This is a genomic window from Rhodanobacter sp. C05 (genome assembly GCF_002001165.1).
Lineage (GTDB): Bacteria > Pseudomonadota > Gammaproteobacteria > Xanthomonadales > Rhodanobacteraceae > Rhodanobacter.
On the sequence record NZ_MUNQ01000026.1, the window covers coordinates 196,749 to 213,600 of the forward strand.

The window sequence follows — 16,852 nt, forward strand, 5'->3', positions numbered from 1 at the left end:
ATCCGCGTTGCAACAACCGCCATCAGACTGGCATCAGCCCTCGTCGTCCCGACCCAGTACCGCAGGCAACGCCAACGGCATGTCGTCATCACGCCGGATCAGCCACGGCTGCTCGCGATACCAGCCACACAGCTGCCAGCCACGCAGATAATGCCGCTGGTTACGCTCGCGATCCCACAGCACGAGGCGGCGATCGTCGGCTGTGCGAAACGCAAGCCAGCGCCCAGTCGGGCTGAAGCCGACATACGGACCGGCACCGTCGATCCGGCCGCCATCGGCGAAACGATAGGTGCCATCGAGGAAACTCACGCTGTTGCCACGCGGATCGGCAAACTCATCGACAGCCAGTTGCCATAGCGGTGGTTGCAGTTCGATGATTTCGGCGGCTGGGCCGATCGGCGCCATCGCCAGTTCGGGCCACTCGGCCGACGTCGACGAATTCATCCCGGCTGGCAAGGGCACGCCACGCCGGTTCCGATCCAGCCAAGCTTCCAATCCGGCCAGCAAGGTGTATCCCACCAGGGCACCAAGCAGCGCTGCACCCCATGCGAAGGCGTCGCCACCGAGCGCCCGCTGCAAAGCAAACAGCACGCCCGGCAGACCCCAGCGCAGACCGCGGCGGCACCAAGGCAGATGTTCGACAGTCAGCCGGTGCTGAAGCAACAGCAGTACCGCCACCAGTGCAAGCAGCAACGGCAGGCCAAGCCACCACGGCAGCAGCGCCAGCAAGACGATCCACGCCAGTGCCGGCAGCACGATGTTCAACGCAGGCCAGTGACGCCGGGCCATGAATCAGCCCGGCTTCAAGTCATGCGCAATCAGCCGCACCAGACGCGGGCGTTGCGGAACATGCGCATCCACGGTGAGTCCTCGCCCCAGCTTTCCGGATGCCAGCTCAGCTGCACACTGCGAAACACGCGCTCGGGGTGCGGCATCATGATCGTCACGCGGCCATCGGCGGCGGTGAAACCGGCCAGACCGCCAGGCGAACCGTTGGTATTGAGCGGGAAGTTCTCGGTCGGCTTGCCACGGTTGTCGACGAAGCGCACCGCGCCGTTCGACTTGGATGGGCTGCACACCTGCGGAAAACTGACCCGCCCTTCGCCATGCGCCACCGCCACCGGAATCCGCGAGCCGGCCATGCCCTTGAAGAACAGGCTTGGCGAATCGAGCACTTCCAGCGTGACCAGCCGCGACTCGTACTGCTCCGAGGCGTTGCGCAGGAACTTCGGCCAGTGCTGCGCGCCGGGAATGATCTCCTTCAGCTGCGCCATCATCTGGCAGCCGTTGCACACGCCGAGCGCGAACTTCGCCGGGTCGGCAAAGAACGCAGCAAACTGCTCGCGCAACATCTCGTTGTACAGGATCGAAGTGGCCCAGCCACGACCCGCACCGAGCACGTCGCCATAAGAGAAACCACCGCAGGCGGCGAAGCCACGGAAATCGGCCAGCTTGTAACGGCCACTGGCCAGATCGGACATGTGCACATCGACCGCGTCGAAACCGGCACGGGTGAATGCGGCCGCCATCTCGACCTGGCCATTGACGCCCTGCTCGCGCAGCACGGCGATGCGCGGACGTGCACCACTGGCAATGTACGGCGCCGCCACATCCTCGGCGGGACTGAAGGTGAGTTTCGGCGTGATGCCCGGATCGGCATCGTCGAGCCGCCACTCCTGCTCTGCATCGGCGTTCTGCGGGTTGTCGCGCAGGCGCTGCATCGCGTGGCTGGTCTCGTTCCACGCCTTGAACAGCGTGACCCAGTTCCACTTGAACAGGGTATCGCCGCCGAGGAACAGCTTGATGCCGAGCTTCTCCTTCGGCCGACCGATGCGATGGCTGATGCCGGCCAGGCCATGCTTGACCAGCAGCGCCTCGAATGCCTCGCGGTTCGCGTCGGCCACCTGCATCACTGCACCGAGTTCCTCGTTGAACAGTGCGCGCAACGCCGCCTCGGCCCAGCCGTCCAGATGGATCTCCAGGCCGCAGTGGCCGGCGAATGCCATCTCCAGCAGGGTGGTGATGACACCACCATCGGAACGATCGTGATAGGCCAGCAGCAGGCCGCCCGCATTCGCTTCCTGCACCAGCTCGAACAACGCCTTCAGTTGCCTTACGTCATCCAGATCCGGCGGCACGCCGCCGCTGCGGTTGAACACCTGGGTCAGCGCGGAGCCGCCCAGGCGATCGCGCCCGGCACCCAGGTCGACCAGCCACAATTCAGAGTGGCCGCGGTCGAGCTTGATCTGCGGGGTCAGTGTACGGCGCACATCGGTGACACGGGCGAAACCGGTGATCACCAGCGAAACCGGCGATACCGTGCGTTGCGGTTTGCCATTCTCCTGCCACACCGTCTGCATCGACAGCGAGTCCTTGCCGACCGGGATCGAGATGTCCAGTTGCGGGCACAGCTCCATACCGACCGCTTTCACCGCATCGAACAGCGCAGCGTCTTCACCCGGATGGTTCACGGCCGCCATCCAGTTCGCCGACAGGCGGATCTCGCCGAGGCTGGGGATCGCCGCAGCAGCGAGGTTGGTGATCGCTTCGCCGACTGCCAGCCGTGCCGCATCGGCACTGTTGAGCAGGGCCACCGGCGCGCGTTCGGCCATCGCCATCGCTTCGCCGGCATAGCCGTTGAAGTCGGCGATGGTCACCGCGCAATCGGCCACCGGCACCTGCCACGGGCCGACCATCGGATCGCGATGATTCAGGCCGCCGACGGTGCGATCGCCGATCGTGATCAGGAAACTCTTGCTGCCGACGGTGGGCAGACGCAGCACGCGCAGCAAGGCCTCGTCCATGCCGATGCCGGACAGATCCGGCAGCAGGTCGACGCGCGGCTTGATCCGCTTCGCATCGCGATGCATCCGTGGCGGCTTGCCGAACAACACGTCCATCGGCAGGTCGATCACGGTCAGCTCGCGACGTGGATCGGTCAGCAGCAATCGGCGCTCGACGGTAGCGTCGCCGACCACTGCATACGGGCAACGCTCACGCACGCACATCGCCTCGAACTCGGCCAGGTTTTCCGGGCCGATCGCCAGCACATAGCGTTCCTGCGACTCGTTGCTCCATACCTGCATCGGCGACAACGACGGGTCGTCGCATGGAATCTTCGAGAGGTCGATCACGCCACCGACACCAGCATCATTCAGCAGCTCGGGGATCGCGTTGGACAGGCCGCCGGCACCGACGTCATGCACACTGACGATCGGATTGTTCTCGCCGCGCGCCCAGCAGGCGTCGATGACTTCCTGACAGCGCCGTTCCATCTCGGCGTTGTCGCGCTGCACCGAGGCGAAGTCGAGCTCGGCACTGGATGCGCCGCCGGCGACCGACGAGGCCGCACCGCCGCCGAGGCCGATCAGCATCGCCGGGCCGCCGAGCACGATCACCTTGTTGCCCGGTTGCACCGGGCGCTTCAGCACATCGCCGGCGCGCAGGTTGGCCAGGCCACCGGCCAACATGATCGGCTTGTCGTAGCCACGACGCAGGCCGGCTTCACCGGTCTCATGCTCATAGCTGCGGAAATAGCCACCCAGGCACGGGCGCCCGAATTCGTTGTTGAAGGCGGCGGCGCCGAGCGGGCCGTCGCGCATGATCTCGAATGCACTGGCCATGCGCGGCGGCAGCGGGCGATTCACTTCCCACGGCTGCGGATGACCGGGAATGCGCAGGTCGGAGACGGAGAAACCGGTGAGGCCAGCCTTCGGCTTGCCGCCGCGGCCGGTAGCACCTTCGTCGCGGATCTCGCCGCCAGCGCCAGTGGCCGCACCGGGCCATGGCGCGATCGCGGTGGGATGGTTGTGCGTCTCCACCTTGATCGCGTAGTCGATGCGCTCCTCGTGGCCGCGCCACACGCCATCGGCCGGATCAGCGAAGAAGCGCTTGCCGACGCTGCCTTCGATCACTGCAGCGTTGTCCGAATAGGCGGACAGGGTATGCGCCGGCGACTGCTGGTGGGTGTGCTTGATCATGCCGAACAGGCTCTTGTCCTGTTCCGCGCCATCGACCGTCCAGCTGGCGTTGAACACCTTGTGCCGGCAATGTTCGGAGTTCGCCTGGGCGAACATGAAGAGCTCGGCGTCGGTCGGATCACGGCCGAGTTCGGCGTAACGCTCGACCAGGTACTCGATTTCGTCGTCGGCCAGCGCCAGGCCAAGCCGCGCGTTCGCCTCGGCGAGTGCCGCGCGCGGATCGGCGCCGCGCGCGACATACACCAGGTCGCCGGGCGATCCCGCCAGGAACAGGCCCTGCGCGTCCTCGATGCGGGTCAGCACCGATTGCGTCATCGCGTCATGCAGCACCGCCATGATCGCGGCGTGATCAGGCGCCTCGACCGGCGGCAGGCCGGCAACCTGCCAGGCCAGTCCGCGTTCGACCCGGCGCACCTCGAAACCGGCACCATGCAGGATGTCGGTGGCCTTGCTCGACCACGGCGAGATCGTGCCCAGTCGCGGCACCACCCACAACGTGGCCGGCTCCGGCGCACCATCCTTCGCTTCCAGCACGCTCAGCAAACGCTGGCGCAACGCACCTTCCGGCGCGGTGTCGACGTCGATGAAGTAGACGAACCACGACGCCTGCACGCGCACGCCACGATGCAGGGCATCCAGGCGGGCATTGAGACGTTCGAGGCGGAACGGCGAGAGGGCGCTCTGCCCGTCGAGTGCGATCATGCGGGGAACGGCGCTATGCGATGGAAACGCCTATTCTAACCGATGCTGCAATACGGCACGAACACGACCGGCAAACCCCGCCAGAACTGGCTCAACCGCCCTCCTGCAAGGCCTGCAGCAGTTGCTCCGGGGTGACGAAACCGCCCAGGGTGCGGCCGTCGGGGGCAAAGATCGTCGGCGTACCGTCAACCCCCAGCTTGAGGCCCAGATTGAACTCGTCCTTGACCGGGTTCGCGCAAGTGGTTGGCTTCGGCGCATGACCCTGCTTGGCCGCAGTGAACGCGGCCTTGGGGTCGGCCGCACACCAGACCGACACCATCTCGGTATAGGTCGGGGTCGGACGACCGGCGAGGGTGAGTACTCCCTCACGCGGCCAGGCCAGGTATTTCACCGCGATGCCGGCCTTGTTGAATCCGGCAATCTGCTCGTGCAGCGCTCGGCAGTAGCCGCAATTGACATCGGTAAACACGGTGACCGTGTATTTCGGGTGCGGCGGTGCAAACAAGATGCCTTCGGAAACGGGCAGCTTGGCCAGCTCGTTCCTGCGGAAACGCGCCCAGGCAACGTCGTTGGCATTGGCATGCTGGCCCAGGTCGACCACATCGCCGTCCAGCATGTAGCGGCCGTCGGCGCTGACGTAGACCATCTTGCCCGAAGCAATCACCTGATAGAAACCCGGTATCGGCGCCAGCTCGATCGAGTCGACCTGGACCTTGTCCGACAGACTGTGGATCGCCTGCCGTACCATCTGTTCGGCAGCTGGCGTTACCGCCGGGCTGGCAGTGGTGACAGTCTCGGCCGCGCAAGCGCCGAATGCGAATCCGCCGACGCTCAGCGCCAGCCACAGCTTCTTCAACATCACCAACCTCATTCCATCCGTTCCGCGTACACCGCGCTGGTGCAACCAGCTCATTCTCGCACAGCCGACGCATCGTGCTGCCGTCGGAAGTGCGCTCAGCCGCGTGGATGGTGCTGCGCATGCAGCCGTTTCAGGCCTTCCTTCGCCACCAGCGTGTAGATCTGCGTGGTGCTGAGCGAACTGTGGCCAAGCAGCATCTGCAGCGCGCGCAGATCGGCACCATGATTCAACAGATGGGTGGCGAACGAGTGCCGCAGCACATGCGGCGAGATATGTTTCGAATTGATGCCGACCATCAGCGCATAGCGCTTCACCAGCGTCCAGAACATCTGCCGGGTCATGCCCTCGCCGCGCTTGCTGAGAAACAGCGCCGCTGGCTGACGCCCTTTCGCCAGCACCGGCCTCGCGTCAGCCAGATAGGCCGCGATGCGCTCCAGCGCCAGTTCGCCCACCGGCACCAGCCGATCCTTGCCGCCCTTGCCGGTGACCCGTAACACGCCCTGTCGCGCATTCAACGCCATCAGCGGAAGCTCGACCAGCTCGGACACGCGCAGGCCGGAGGCATACATCAGCTCCAGCATCGCGCGATCGCGCAAACCCAGGGTGGTTGCCACATCCGGTGCGTTGAGCAGGCCCACGATCTCGCGCTCAGCGAGCGCCTTGGGCAGGCTGCGCGATATTTTCGGCCGCTCGATCAGCAGGGTGGGATCGGTGAAACCCGGTTCGTTGCGCGCGAGAAAAGCGTAGTAGCGACGGAATGCCGATTGCCGGCGCGCAATCGAGCGGACCGCCACCGACGGCAGGCCGTGATAGGCGGAAATATCCTCGCGCCGCGCCGTATGCAGGTTGCGACCGCGGGCGCCGAGCCAGCCCGCCAGCGCCTCCAGATCATGCCGGTACGCCTCCAGTGTGCGATCGGCCAGGCCGTCCTCCGACCACACCCGCTCCAGAAATGCAGCGATGCTCAGTCGATCGGCTTCGGCGATACTGGTACGGCTTTCTTCCTTCTTCATGCGCACGATGCTGGGCATTGCGCGCGAACTACGCAAGCGACCGACCACCGATGCCGACCACTCTCACCACCGATGTTCCCTGCCCGCTATGGCGCCGTCTGCTCGCCCTGGTCTACGACCTGCTGATCGTGGTGGCGATCGTGATGGTGGTCGGCCTGCTGTGCCAGCTGGCCACTGGCGGCCAGCTGATCCATACCGGCGCCACGACGGTGATTCCAGTCTGGTACCAGGCGTTGCAGGGCCTGGTGGTGGCAGCGTATTTCATCAGTTCATGGCGCCGCGGTGGGCAGACGCTGGGTATGCGGCCGTGGCGTATCCGGGTGACCCGCGACGATGGCGGCACGCCGTCGCTGCAGCAGGCAGTGATCCGCGTGCTGGTGGCAGCCGCGCCGCTGGTGCTGCTGATGCTGGAACCGGTGATCGGGTTGCGCATGACGCTGTGGACCGTGCTGATCGTGTGGGCCTGCTGGTTTGCCGTGGGACTGTTCGATCCGCGCCGCCGCGCGCTGCACGATCTTGCTGCACATACCGAAGTCCGCCTGCTGGGCTGAGCTTCACATTCTGCTCAGTACCTACCCGATTCAATGCGGCCATGCCGAATCCGCGCCCTGTCGAAAGTCGCAACGATGCCGAACTGATCCGCACCAATCGCGGCTTCTACGAATCGCTGTGGGCCGAAGCCAGGCTGATCGGACCGGAGCGCTTCAACACCTGGCCGCTGTTGCGCGAACTGGCTGCCAGCACAGCGCAGCGACTGGAAGTGGCGCCGGGCCTGCGTCCGCGCCTGCCGTTGCGCGGCACCTGCTTCGTCGACCTCAGCCGCGCCGCCCTGCAACGCCTGCGTGAGCAGGGTGCCGATGCCGTGCACGGCATGATCGGTTCGCTGCCATGCCAGGACAGCCGCTTCGACCTGATCTGCGCCTTCGACATCCTGGAGCACGTCGCCGATGACCACAGTGCGCTGGCCGAACTGGCGCGGGTGGCGAAGCCTGGCGCCACCTTGCTGCTTTCGGTACCGCTGCACCCGGAAGCCTGGACCGCGTTCGACGATTTCGTCGGCCACTGCCGGCGCTACGAACCGGCGCAGATCGTCGAACGACTGGCACAGCACGGCTTCACCATCGAGTACAGCGCGGTCTACGGCATGCAGCCGGCATCCTCGCGCCTGCTCGATCTCGGCCAGTGGTATCTCACCCACCAGCGCGAGCGCGCGATGTGGTGGTACAACCGGGTGTTCATGCCGCTCGGTCTGCGCTTCCAGAAGACCCTGCAATGGCGCACCGGACTCGGTGAGACGCACGGGGTCGACGAACTGCTGCTGCGCTGCCGCCGGAGTTAAGTGATTGATCCGGATGGCGACCGCCTTTGCGGCATCGCACCACAGCGAAGCCAAACGGCGCTAAGATGGAAGCGTTTTCGTCCCCGGCTATCCCATCACGATGCTTTACCAAATTCACGAATGGCAGCGCGCCTTCCTCGGCCCGCTGAGTTATTTCGCGCAAGCCAACGCGAGCATGCTCAACGACAACAGCAGCCCGTTTGCGCAACTGCCTGGCTCCCAGCGCATGGCCGCTGGTTACGAATTGATCCACCGGCTCGGCAAGGACTACGAGAAGCCCGAATTCGGCATCCACATCGCCACGGCGCACGATCACGAGATCGCGGTGATCGAACGTGTCGCGCTGGCCAAGCCGTTCTGCCAGCTCAAGCGCTTCAAGCGCTTCAGCGACGATCCGGGCACCATCGAGAAGATGAAGACCGACCCGGTGGTGCTGGTGGTCGCGCCGCTGTCCGGCCATCACGCCACCCTGTTGCGCGACACGGTGCGCACGCTGTTGCGCGACCACAAGGTGTACATCACCGACTGGGTCGACGCGCGCATGGTGCCGACGGCCGAAGGCACGTTCGGCCTGGACGACTACATCGCCTATGTCGAGGAATTCATCCGGCATATCGGCGCAAGCTCATTGCATGTGATCTCGGTGTGCCAACCCACCGTGCCGGTATTGGCGGCAGTGTCGCTGATGGCCGCGCGCGGCGAAGACACGCCGCGCAGCCTGACCATGATGGGCGGCCCGATCGATACGCGGCGCAGCCCCACCAGCGTCGACAACCTGGCCACCAACCAGCCGCTGTCGTGGTTCAGGGGCAACGTGATCCACACCGTGCCACCGAATTATCCGGGTCGCGGCCGCGAGGTCTACCCCGGCTTCCTGCAGCATGCAGGATTCATCGCGATGAACCCGGGTCGCCACCTCAACTCGCATTGGGATTTCTACCAGGACCTGGTGCGCGGCGACCTCGACGATGCCGAGTCGCACCGCAAGTTCTACGACGAATACAACGCCGTGCTCGACATGCCTGCGGAGTTCTATCTCGACACCATCGAGAAGGTGTTCCAGCAGTTCCTGCTGCCACGCGGACTGTGGGACGTCGCTGGCGAGCGGGTGAATCCGGCCGCGATCAAGCGCAGTGCCCTGCTGACCATCGAGGGCGAGCTGGACGACATCTCCGGCCTCGGCCAGACCCAGGCTGCGCATGACCTGTGCAGCGGTGTCCCGGCCTCGCGGCGCGCGCACCAGGTGATCGCAGGCGCCGGCCATTACGGCATCTTCAGCGGCCGGCGCTGGCGCGAGACGGTCTACCCGCAGGTGCGCGACTTCATCCGCAAGTTCGATCGTCCGACGCGCTGACCTCACACAAATCCGCCATGATTCCCCGTGCCTTGCACGGGAAGTACGCATAGCCATGCCTGACTATCAAGCCATCCTGGATGAGATCCGCGACGAGGTGCAGCCGCTGCTAGTGCAGGGCCACGTGGCGGACTACATACCGCGCCTGGCCTGCGTGCCGCGCGAGAAATTCGGCATGGCGGTGGTCACGCTCGATGGCCAGCTCTACCAGACCGGTGATGCCGCTGAAGCGTTTTCGATACAGAGTATCTCCAAGGTGTACACGCTGACCCTGGCGCTGCAGTCCATCGGTGACAAACTGTGGCAGCGGGTGGGCCGCGAACCTTCCGGCAACGCGTTCAATTCACTGGTGCAGCTGGAGCTGGAAAACGGACTGCCGCGCAATCCTTTCATCAATGCGGGCGCGTTGGTGGTCGCCGATGTAGTGCTCGCCACGCGGAAAGATCCGCGCGCGCAACTGCTGGCTGCGATCCGCGGCTGCAGCGGCAATCCCGACATACGCGACGATCCGGAAGTCGCGCTGTCGGAGAAAGCCAACGGTTTCCGCAATGCTGCACTGGCCAATTTCATCCGCAGTTTCGGCAACCTCGAGCATGCGATCGACGACATCCTGGACTTCTACTTCTTCCAGTGCTCGCTGGCGATGAGTTGCGTGGACCTGGCACGCGGATTCCTGTTCCTGGCCAATCAGGGTCGTTGCCCGTGGAGCGGCACCAACATTCTCTCGACCGACCAGGCCAAACGCATCAATGCATTGATGCTGACCTGCGGCACCTATGACGCGGCCGGCGATTTCGCCTATCAGGTAGGCATCCCGGGCAAGAGCGGTGTCGGTGGCGGCATTGTCGGAGTCATCCCGAACCAGCTGGCGGTGGCGGTATGGTCGCCGGCGCTCAACGCCAAGGGCAACTCATTGGCTGGCAGTGCCGCACTGGAGCGTTTTACGGCCAAGACCGGGCTGTCGATCTTCTAGTCAGCAGCAACCGGAATGCGAAACCATGCGACGATCTCAGCGGCTCGATGCCACGACCACCGGCTTCTTGGCATTGCGGTGGGCGAGCCTGCTCGCGCCGCGCACAGGATGGGGATGAGCCGCCACGTTGCGGTGCGTACAGGTGATGCCCCGGTGCGGAGTACAGACACGCGCAACAGGAACGGATCTGCCATGGCGACGGTGGTGATGCTGCGGCGACGGCATGGTTTCCTCGGCCTCGGCACTACCGATGGGCGACAACGCAGCCAGAACGCGGCGCGCCACGCTGCTACGCGCACCACCGGCCTGAGCGACGAGTGTCGCCGGGGTCTGGCGATGATCGAAACCATCGTCCAATAGTCGCGCCATCAATTGGTCGCGAGCCGCCGCGGTACGACCGCCCATCACCACGGCAAACAGACGTTGGCCATCCCTGACGGCGGTCGAGGCGAGATTGAAGCCTGACGCATCGGTGAAGCCGGTTTTCAGCCCGTCCATACCCGGGTAGCGATCCATCAAATGGTTGTGGCCACGCACGAGCCGCCCACGGAACATGAATTCCTTGGTCGCGAAATAGGGCGTGTCCTGCGGAAAATCGTGATACAGCGCGATGGCCAGCTTGGCCATGTCGCGCGTCGTCGTCGCGTCATCCGGGTCGGGCAAGCCGGAGGCATTGCCGAAACGGGTATCGGCCATGCCAATGCGCAGCGCTTGCGCATTCATCAATTCGACGAAGTGGCTCTCGGAGCCACCGAGATCTTCAGCGATCACGGTCGCCGCATCATTGGCCGATTTCGTGACCATGCCGAGGATGCAGTCACGCACCGAGATCGTCTGACCCGCACGCAGGCCGAGCTTGGTCGGCGCCTTCGCTGCCGCCCAGGCCGAAACCGGCAAAAGTTGATCGACCTTCAGCTTGCCATTCTGCAGCGCCTGAAAGGTGAGGTAGAGCGTCATCATCTTGGCCAGCGAAGCCGGATGGTTCTGCTCATCGGCATTCACCGCACTGAGAACCTGGCCAGTCGCCGGATCGACGACAATGGCGGCGTAGCCGGCATGTGCCACACCCATGAAACTGCTGAAGACAGCCAGGATCACCGCCGCAAACATGCCTCGCAGTCGGTGCAGCGACCGTCCTGGCTTTATGAACTTGATAGCCAACCTGTCACCCCGTTCCTGAACTGCAACATCGCCGCACGTGGGCGCGAACATAATGCATAGTCGCCGGAATATCCATAGGTAATGCGCGAACTTCCCTTACCAACCATATGTTTTTGAATAGGTTGTTAGATTCGTGTAATTCGTCGATATCAGGTGCTGAGTGTATTTGTCGCGACGGATGTCTTGCCCGGTGCGGGTACTCCGACCTTTCGCGATCCATAAATCCCGCACACCTGTTGCCGGCTGAGACAGCTTTCAACAAGCCAGCCGCTACAATGGGCGGATGTCTCTTATCCAATTGCAACGCGTCGACTTCAGTATCGGCGGCCCTCTCCTGCTCGAACACGTTGATCTGTCGATCGAAACGAACGAGCGTGTATGCATCGTCGGCCGCAACGGCGAAGGCAAATCCACCCTGATGAAGCTGATCGACGGCGAGCTGCATGCCGACGACGGCGAAGTGCGCGTGCAGAACGGCGTGGTGATCGCACGGATGGCGCAGGAGGTGCCGCAAGACACCGCCGGCAACGTGTTCGACGTGGTTTCCGAAGGTCTCGGCGATCTCGGTCACCTGCTGGCGCGTTATCACCACCTGCTGCATGAACTGCACACCCAGGCCGATTTCGACGCTCTGGGCGAAGTACAACATCAGATCGAGGCGCAGCACGGCTGGGATCTGGATCGCCGTGTCACCGAGGTGCTGACCAAGCTGGAACTACCGGCCGAGACCGACTTCGCTGCGCTGTCCGGCGGCATGAAGCGCCGCGTGCTGCTGGCGCAGGCGCTGGTGCGCAAACCCGATGTGCTGCTGCTGGACGAGCCGACCAACCATCTGGACATCGAAGCGATCGGCTGGCTGGAGAACTTCCTCAAGCAGTTCGCCGGCAGCATCATCTTCGTCACCCATGACCGCAGCTTCCTGCGCGCGCTGGCCACCCGCATCGTCGAGATCGACCGTGGCTCGTTGACCGACTGGCCGGGCGACTACGACAACTACCTGCGTCGGCGCGAGGAGCGGTTGCACGCCGAGTCGCAGGCGAACGCGCTGTTCGACAAGAAGCTGGCACAGGAGGAGGTGTGGATCCGTCAGGGCATCAAGGCCCGGCGCACCCGCAACGAAGGCCGCGTGCGTGCGCTGAAAGCGCTGCGCAACGAACGCGCCGAGCGACGCAATCTCGGCGGCAACGCGAAGATGACGCTGGCTACCGCGCAGGCATCGGGCAAGAAGGTGATCGACCTCAAGCACGTGCATCAGGCTTATGGCGGCCGCGTGCTGATCGACGACCTGTCCACCACCATCATGCGCGGCGACCGCATCGGCATCATCGGACCGAACGGCGCCGGCAAGAGCACCCTGCTCAAGATCATGCTGGGCGAACTGCAGCCGCAACGCGGCGAAGCGGAAATGGGCACCAGCATCCAGGTCGCCTACTTCGACCAGCATCGCCTGCAGCTCAACAACGAACTCAATGCGCTGGACAACGTGGCCGAAGGCCGCGAGTTCATCGAGCTCAATGGGCAGCGCAAGCACATCGTGGGTTACCTGCAGGACTTCCTGTTCTCGCCCGAGCGTTCCCGCGCGCCGATCACCCGCTTGTCCGGCGGCGAACGCAATCGCCTGCTGCTGGCCAAGCTGTTCGCGCAGCCATCCAACCTGCTGGTGATGGATGAGCCGACCAACGACCTCGACGTCGAAACCCTCGAGCTGCTGGAAGAACTGCTGACCGACTACCAGGGCACCCTGCTGCTGGTTTCGCACGATCGCGCCTTCCTCGACAACGTGGTCTCCAGCACCCTGGTGCTGGAAGGCAACGGCCAGATCGGCGAGTACATCGGCGGCTACTCCGATTGGCTGCGTCAACGACCGGCAGCGGCCACGGCAGTCGCTGCCGCGGCCGCCAAACCGGGGCTGACCCGCAACGAGCCCACACCGACAGCAGCGCCAGCCAAGCGAAAGCTGAGCTTCAAGGATCAACGCGAACTGGATCAACTACCCGCCCGCATCGAACAACTCGAGACCGCGATCGCTGCGCATGGCGAGGCAATGACCGCACCGGAGTTCTTCAAGCAGGACAGCGTGGCGATTACCAAGGCCAACGATGCGGTCGCCAAGTTGCAGGTAGAGCTGGAAACGGCCTATGCACGCTGGACCGAACTGGACGCCTGACATTGCATGTCAACATATTCAGTGGCCGGCAGCCTTGAGTTCTCGCTGTAATGCAGCGCGAAGGCTGCCACCTTCCCAACCCGCCGAATCCACGTTGTCCACACGCCAGCCTGCTGGCGTAAGAAGCAGCTCCAGGTGCAACGAGACGTCGCGATCAAGATTGTGAAATCTCACTTCAGCGACGAGCCGATTCTGACCAGACGGTCGTAGCGCAAGCCTTACCGCATTGATCTCGAAGTCCTGGCAATCGCATAACGGATCACCATCGATCAGCCCAACTTCGCCCGGGCCGGCAGCCTGTTGATCGGCGCGCATCAGTGCCAGCAGCGACGCCGTGTAGACGGCCTTGCTGTCCGTCCCGACACCTTCACCATCCTTGCGGTAGTGGGCATAGATGCCACGCACGAAGCGTTCAGCGGCCGCCGTACCCTGCATGTCCTGCGCCGGCCGATCCGCGGCAAGCACGGCACTTGTGATGCCCACCGCGACAACCAGTCCCAGCACCATTTTCCTGATCATGGCTGCAACCCTCGTTGTGGCAGTGACCTGCCATCGTGAGTGTAGTCCTGCAACAAGCCCTCAACCGGTGTTCTGCAGACCCTGCGACACACCATTGACGCAGGCGACCAGCGCCTGCAGCAGCGCATCGTCCTTGCCATCGCCGGCGCGCCAGCGATGCAACAGATCAACTTGCATGAGACTCATCGGATCGACATAAGGGTTGCGCAGGCGGATCGACGCGGAGAGGCGTGGATCGCCCTGCAGCAGGGCATTGCTCTTCTTGAGCTGCAGCAGCCAATGCTGGGTGCGCTCGAACTCGCGGCGAATCAGGTCGAAAAACTCGTCGTGCAATGGGCCTGACAGTTTCGAGAACGCCTCGGCGATATCCAGATCGCACTTGGCCAGCACCATCTCGACGTCATCCAGCAGGTTGCTGAAGAACGGCCAGTCGCGCGCCATCTCGGCCAGTTCCGCCTCGCCGAATTCGGCAGCGCCCTGCTCCAGTGCTGTGCCCAGACCGTACCAGCCGGTGATGATCGAGCGACACTGGGTCCAGGCGAAGACCCATGGGATCGCGCGCAAATCCTGGACACCGCGCATGCTGCGTCGGCTGGCCGGGCGCGAGCCCAGGGTCATCCGCTCGATCACGTCGATCGGCGTGGCATGCCGGAAGTAGTCGACGAAGTGTTCGCGTTCGACGAAGGCGCGGTAGGCCTGGCGGCTGTTCACCGACAACCGGTTCATCTGTTCGCGCCAGCGCTCCTCGCGTGATTCGGTCTCGCGCGGGCGCAGGCTGGCGCGCAGCACCGCGCCCACGGTCTGCTCCAGGTTGCGCAGTGCCAGCGCGCGGATGCCGTACTTGCGATGGATCACCTCGCCCTGCTCGGTCACCCGCAGCACACCGGCGACCGCACCGCGCGGAGACGACATCAGCGCCGGCGTGATGCGCGCGCCGCCGCGGCTGGCCGAGCCGCCGCGGCCATGGAAGAACGCCAGCTGGATGCCGGCCGCATTCGCCACCTCCAGCAACTCCACCTGGGCGCGCTGCAGGCCCCAGCGCGAAGCCAGCGTGCCGCCGTCCTTGCCGCTGTCGGAATAACCGAGCATCACCCACTGCTGATCGTTGCGCGAGACCAGATGCTGCCGATAGACCGGATCGACAAGCAGCGCGCGAAGGGTGGCCGGTGCGTTCTTCAAATCGTCGACGGTCTCGAACAACGGCGCGATGTTGAGCGGAACGTTGCCGTTTTCGACGAGGCCACCGTATCGTGCCAGTGCCAACACCGCCAGCACATCGGCGGCCGAGCGCGTCATGCTGATGATGTACAGGCCGACGGCTTCGCTGCCGTAACGACGACGAGCGTCGCCGAGGGTGGCGAACACGTCGTAAAGCGAGGTGACCACATCGACATGACTGATCGGAAAGAGCGCGCCACCACTGGCGTAGTCGCGCAGCTGTTGCGTGCGCGCCTCGGATGCGAGTTGCGGCCATCGCGAATTGCCGAGCAGCGCCGCCAGCGCGTCATCGTGCACACGCGAATCCTGCCGCACGTCCAGCCGCGCCAGGTGCAGGCCGAACGTGCGCACACGGCGGATCAAACGCTGCACGGCGTAGGCACCCGCATGCAAGCCGTGATGATCGACCAGGCTCCTGACGATCAGCTGCAGGTCGTCGAGCAGTTCGGCAACGGACGTATAGCCTTCCGGATGACTTTCTTCACGAGTGGCTTCGAGGCGGCCACCGATCACCGTCAACAGGCATCGATACGGCATGTCGGCATGTCGTGGCCGTATCGTTTTCGTGGCTGCGGGAAAGCGTGCACGGTAGTCGTCCAGACGCTGCTGCAGCTCCGTGTCGACGGCCACGCGGCTTTCAGTCTGGCTGAGCAGGCGCGCCAACCCCGCCACATCGGCCACGTAATGCTCGATCACGTGTGCGCGCTGGGTGGCCAGGCTGGCGGCGATGGTGGCAGCGCCGACGTTCGGATTGCCGTCCATGTCGCCACCGACCCAGGTCGCGAAGCCGAGCAGCTGTGGCAGTTTCGCCGCCACGCCGTAGACCGTCTGCAGTGCCTCGGCCAGCGACTCGAAGAGCGCCGGCACGATGCGATAGATCGGATTGGCCAGATAGAAGCCCACATGATGGTGCTCGTCCTGCACGGTGGGCCGCACCGGCGACGCCTCGGCGGTCTGCCAACCGGAGGACAGCGCCATGTAGATGCGATCGTCGTCCTCCTTGCGCTCCTGCGGCGTGCGGTTCTGATCGAAGCCGTCGATCAACGAACGCACGATCGCCTGCTCCTTTTCCAGCAGCGAGCGGCGCACCGCCTCGGTAGGATGCGCCGTGAACACCGGCTCGATCCACAACCGGTCCAGCCAGCCGATCAGCTCGTCCGCGCCAACACCCTGGGCCTTCAACTGGCCCAGCACATCAAGCAGCGATTCCGGCTGCGGCGCACTGCCCTCGCGCTGGTAATCGCGGCGGCGACGGATGCGGTGCACCCGCTCAGCCGTGTTCACCGCCTGGAAATAGGTAGCGAAAGCGCGTGCCAGCGCTTCGGCATCCTCGGCCTCCAGGCCGGCCAGCGAATCGGCCAGCTCATCGACTGTGGCACCTTCACGCCGTCGGCGGATCGCCGCAAGACGTACCTGTTCGACCCGTTCGAAAAAAGCTTCACCGCCCTGTTCGGCCAGCATGCGCCCGACCATCGCGCCAAGCCGGCTGACGTCCTCGCGCAACGGGCCGTCGTGCGACAGGAATTCGGGTTCGCGGCTTACTTCCACGTGGTGACTCCAGTGCAAG

The 16,852-nt window shown here is 64.4% G+C and carries 12 protein-coding genes; 5 read left to right on the top strand and 7 right to left on the bottom strand.

Features of this window, described 5'->3' with window-relative positions:
* Positions 1-33 precede the first annotated feature (33 nt).
* The 4 genes from B0E51_RS18690 to xerD form a co-directional block, all read right to left on the bottom strand.
* Positions 34-789 carry a hypothetical protein gene (locus B0E51_RS18690; protein WP_077446387.1) on the bottom strand — a complete coding sequence of 252 codons (756 nt, stop codon included), beginning with the start codon at positions 787-789 and terminating at the stop codon, positions 34-36.
* Between the two features lie 29 nt (positions 790-818).
* Complete coding sequence (gene purL, locus B0E51_RS18695) at positions 819-4,682, bottom strand: phosphoribosylformylglycinamidine synthase (RefSeq protein ID WP_077446388.1); 3,864 nt, start codon at positions 4,680-4,682, stop codon at positions 819-821.
* A gap of 91 nt (positions 4,683-4,773) precedes the next feature.
* Positions 4,774-5,541, bottom strand: coding sequence for a DsbC family protein (locus B0E51_RS18700; RefSeq protein ID WP_077446445.1), 768 nt, complete (start codon positions 5,539-5,541; stop codon positions 4,774-4,776).
* 95 nt (positions 5,542-5,636) lie between these two features.
* Positions 5,637-6,554 (bottom strand): site-specific tyrosine recombinase XerD, encoded by a 918-nt coding sequence (gene xerD, locus B0E51_RS18705; RefSeq protein ID WP_077446446.1) that lies wholly within the window; start codon positions 6,552-6,554, stop codon positions 5,637-5,639.
* 50 nt (positions 6,555-6,604) lie between these two features.
* Between xerD and B0E51_RS18710 the strand changes: the two genes are divergently transcribed.
* The 4 genes from B0E51_RS18710 to B0E51_RS18725 all read left to right on the top strand — a co-directional run bounded on the left by B0E51_RS18710 (position 6,605) and on the right by B0E51_RS18725 (position 10,220).
* On the top strand, positions 6,605-7,105 hold the full coding sequence (locus B0E51_RS18710) for an RDD family protein (RefSeq protein ID WP_077446447.1): 501 nt from the start codon (positions 6,605-6,607) through the stop codon (positions 7,103-7,105).
* 41 nt (positions 7,106-7,146) lie between these two features.
* Entirely contained in the window at positions 7,147-7,893 is a 747-nt protein-coding gene (locus tag B0E51_RS18715; protein ID WP_077446389.1) for a class I SAM-dependent methyltransferase, read from the top strand.
* Between the two features lie 100 nt (positions 7,894-7,993).
* Positions 7,994-9,247, top strand: coding sequence for a polyhydroxyalkanoate depolymerase (gene phaZ, locus B0E51_RS18720; RefSeq protein WP_077446390.1), 1,254 nt, complete (start codon positions 7,994-7,996; stop codon positions 9,245-9,247).
* 55 nt (positions 9,248-9,302) lie between these two features.
* Positions 9,303-10,220 carry a glutaminase gene (locus B0E51_RS18725; RefSeq protein WP_077446391.1) on the top strand — a complete coding sequence of 306 codons (918 nt, stop codon included), beginning with the start codon at positions 9,303-9,305 and terminating at the stop codon, positions 10,218-10,220.
* A gap of 36 nt (positions 10,221-10,256) precedes the next feature.
* Here B0E51_RS18725 and B0E51_RS18730 read toward each other — a convergent pair whose 3' ends face one another.
* Positions 10,257-11,330, bottom strand: a complete 1,074-nt coding sequence (locus tag B0E51_RS18730) for a D-alanyl-D-alanine carboxypeptidase family protein (RefSeq protein WP_143526014.1) — start codon at positions 11,328-11,330, stop codon at positions 10,257-10,259.
* 334 nt (positions 11,331-11,664) lie between these two features.
* On the opposite strand from B0E51_RS18730, the gene B0E51_RS18735 reads away from it, so the two are divergent.
* Positions 11,665-13,548, top strand: a complete 1,884-nt coding sequence (locus tag B0E51_RS18735; RefSeq protein ID WP_077446393.1) for an ATP-binding cassette domain-containing protein — start codon at positions 11,665-11,667, stop codon at positions 13,546-13,548.
* Between the two features lie 18 nt (positions 13,549-13,566).
* On the opposite strand, the gene B0E51_RS18740 is transcribed toward B0E51_RS18735, so the two are convergent.
* Together B0E51_RS18740 and ppc are read right to left on the bottom strand one after the other, a co-directional pair.
* On the bottom strand, positions 13,567-14,067 hold the full coding sequence (locus B0E51_RS18740; RefSeq protein ID WP_077446394.1) for a DUF3828 domain-containing protein: 501 nt from the start codon (positions 14,065-14,067) through the stop codon (positions 13,567-13,569).
* A 60-nt stretch (positions 14,068-14,127) separates the two neighbouring features.
* The gene (gene ppc / locus B0E51_RS18745) at positions 14,128-16,833 is read right to left on the bottom strand and encodes a phosphoenolpyruvate carboxylase (RefSeq protein WP_077446395.1); all 2,706 of its coding nucleotides are present in this window, start codon (positions 16,831-16,833) and stop codon (positions 14,128-14,130) included.
* Between the last annotated feature and the right edge of the window lie 19 nt (positions 16,834-16,852).

What these genes read in the sequence shown, in the direction of transcription:
- B0E51_RS18690 (WP_077446387.1), bottom strand. Translation starts at nt 789, where the DNA reads ATGGCCCGGCGTCACTGGCCTGCGTTGAACATCGTGCTGCCGGCACTG.
- purL (WP_077446388.1), bottom strand. Translation starts at nt 4,682, where the DNA reads ATGATCGCACTCGACGGGCAGAGCGCCCTCTCGCCGTTCCGCCTCGAA.
- B0E51_RS18700 (WP_077446445.1), bottom strand. Translation starts at nt 5,541, where the DNA reads ATGTTGAAGAAGCTGTGGCTGGCGCTGAGCGTCGGCGGATTCGCATTC.
- xerD (WP_077446446.1), bottom strand. Translation starts at nt 6,554, where the DNA reads ATGAAGAAGGAAGAAAGCCGTACCAGTATCGCCGAAGCCGATCGACTG.
- B0E51_RS18710 (WP_077446447.1), top strand. Translation starts at nt 6,605, where the DNA reads ATGCCGACCACTCTCACCACCGATGTTCCCTGCCCGCTATGGCGCCGT.
- B0E51_RS18715 (WP_077446389.1), top strand. Translation starts at nt 7,147, where the DNA reads ATGCCGAATCCGCGCCCTGTCGAAAGTCGCAACGATGCCGAACTGATC.
- phaZ (WP_077446390.1), top strand. Translation starts at nt 7,994, where the DNA reads ATGCTTTACCAAATTCACGAATGGCAGCGCGCCTTCCTCGGCCCGCTG.
- B0E51_RS18725 (WP_077446391.1), top strand. Translation starts at nt 9,303, where the DNA reads ATGCCTGACTATCAAGCCATCCTGGATGAGATCCGCGACGAGGTGCAG.
- B0E51_RS18730 (WP_143526014.1), bottom strand. Translation starts at nt 11,330, where the DNA reads ATGTTTGCGGCGGTGATCCTGGCTGTCTTCAGCAGTTTCATGGGTGTG.
- B0E51_RS18735 (WP_077446393.1), top strand. Translation starts at nt 11,665, where the DNA reads ATGTCTCTTATCCAATTGCAACGCGTCGACTTCAGTATCGGCGGCCCT.
- B0E51_RS18740 (WP_077446394.1), bottom strand. Translation starts at nt 14,067, where the DNA reads ATGATCAGGAAAATGGTGCTGGGACTGGTTGTCGCGGTGGGCATCACA.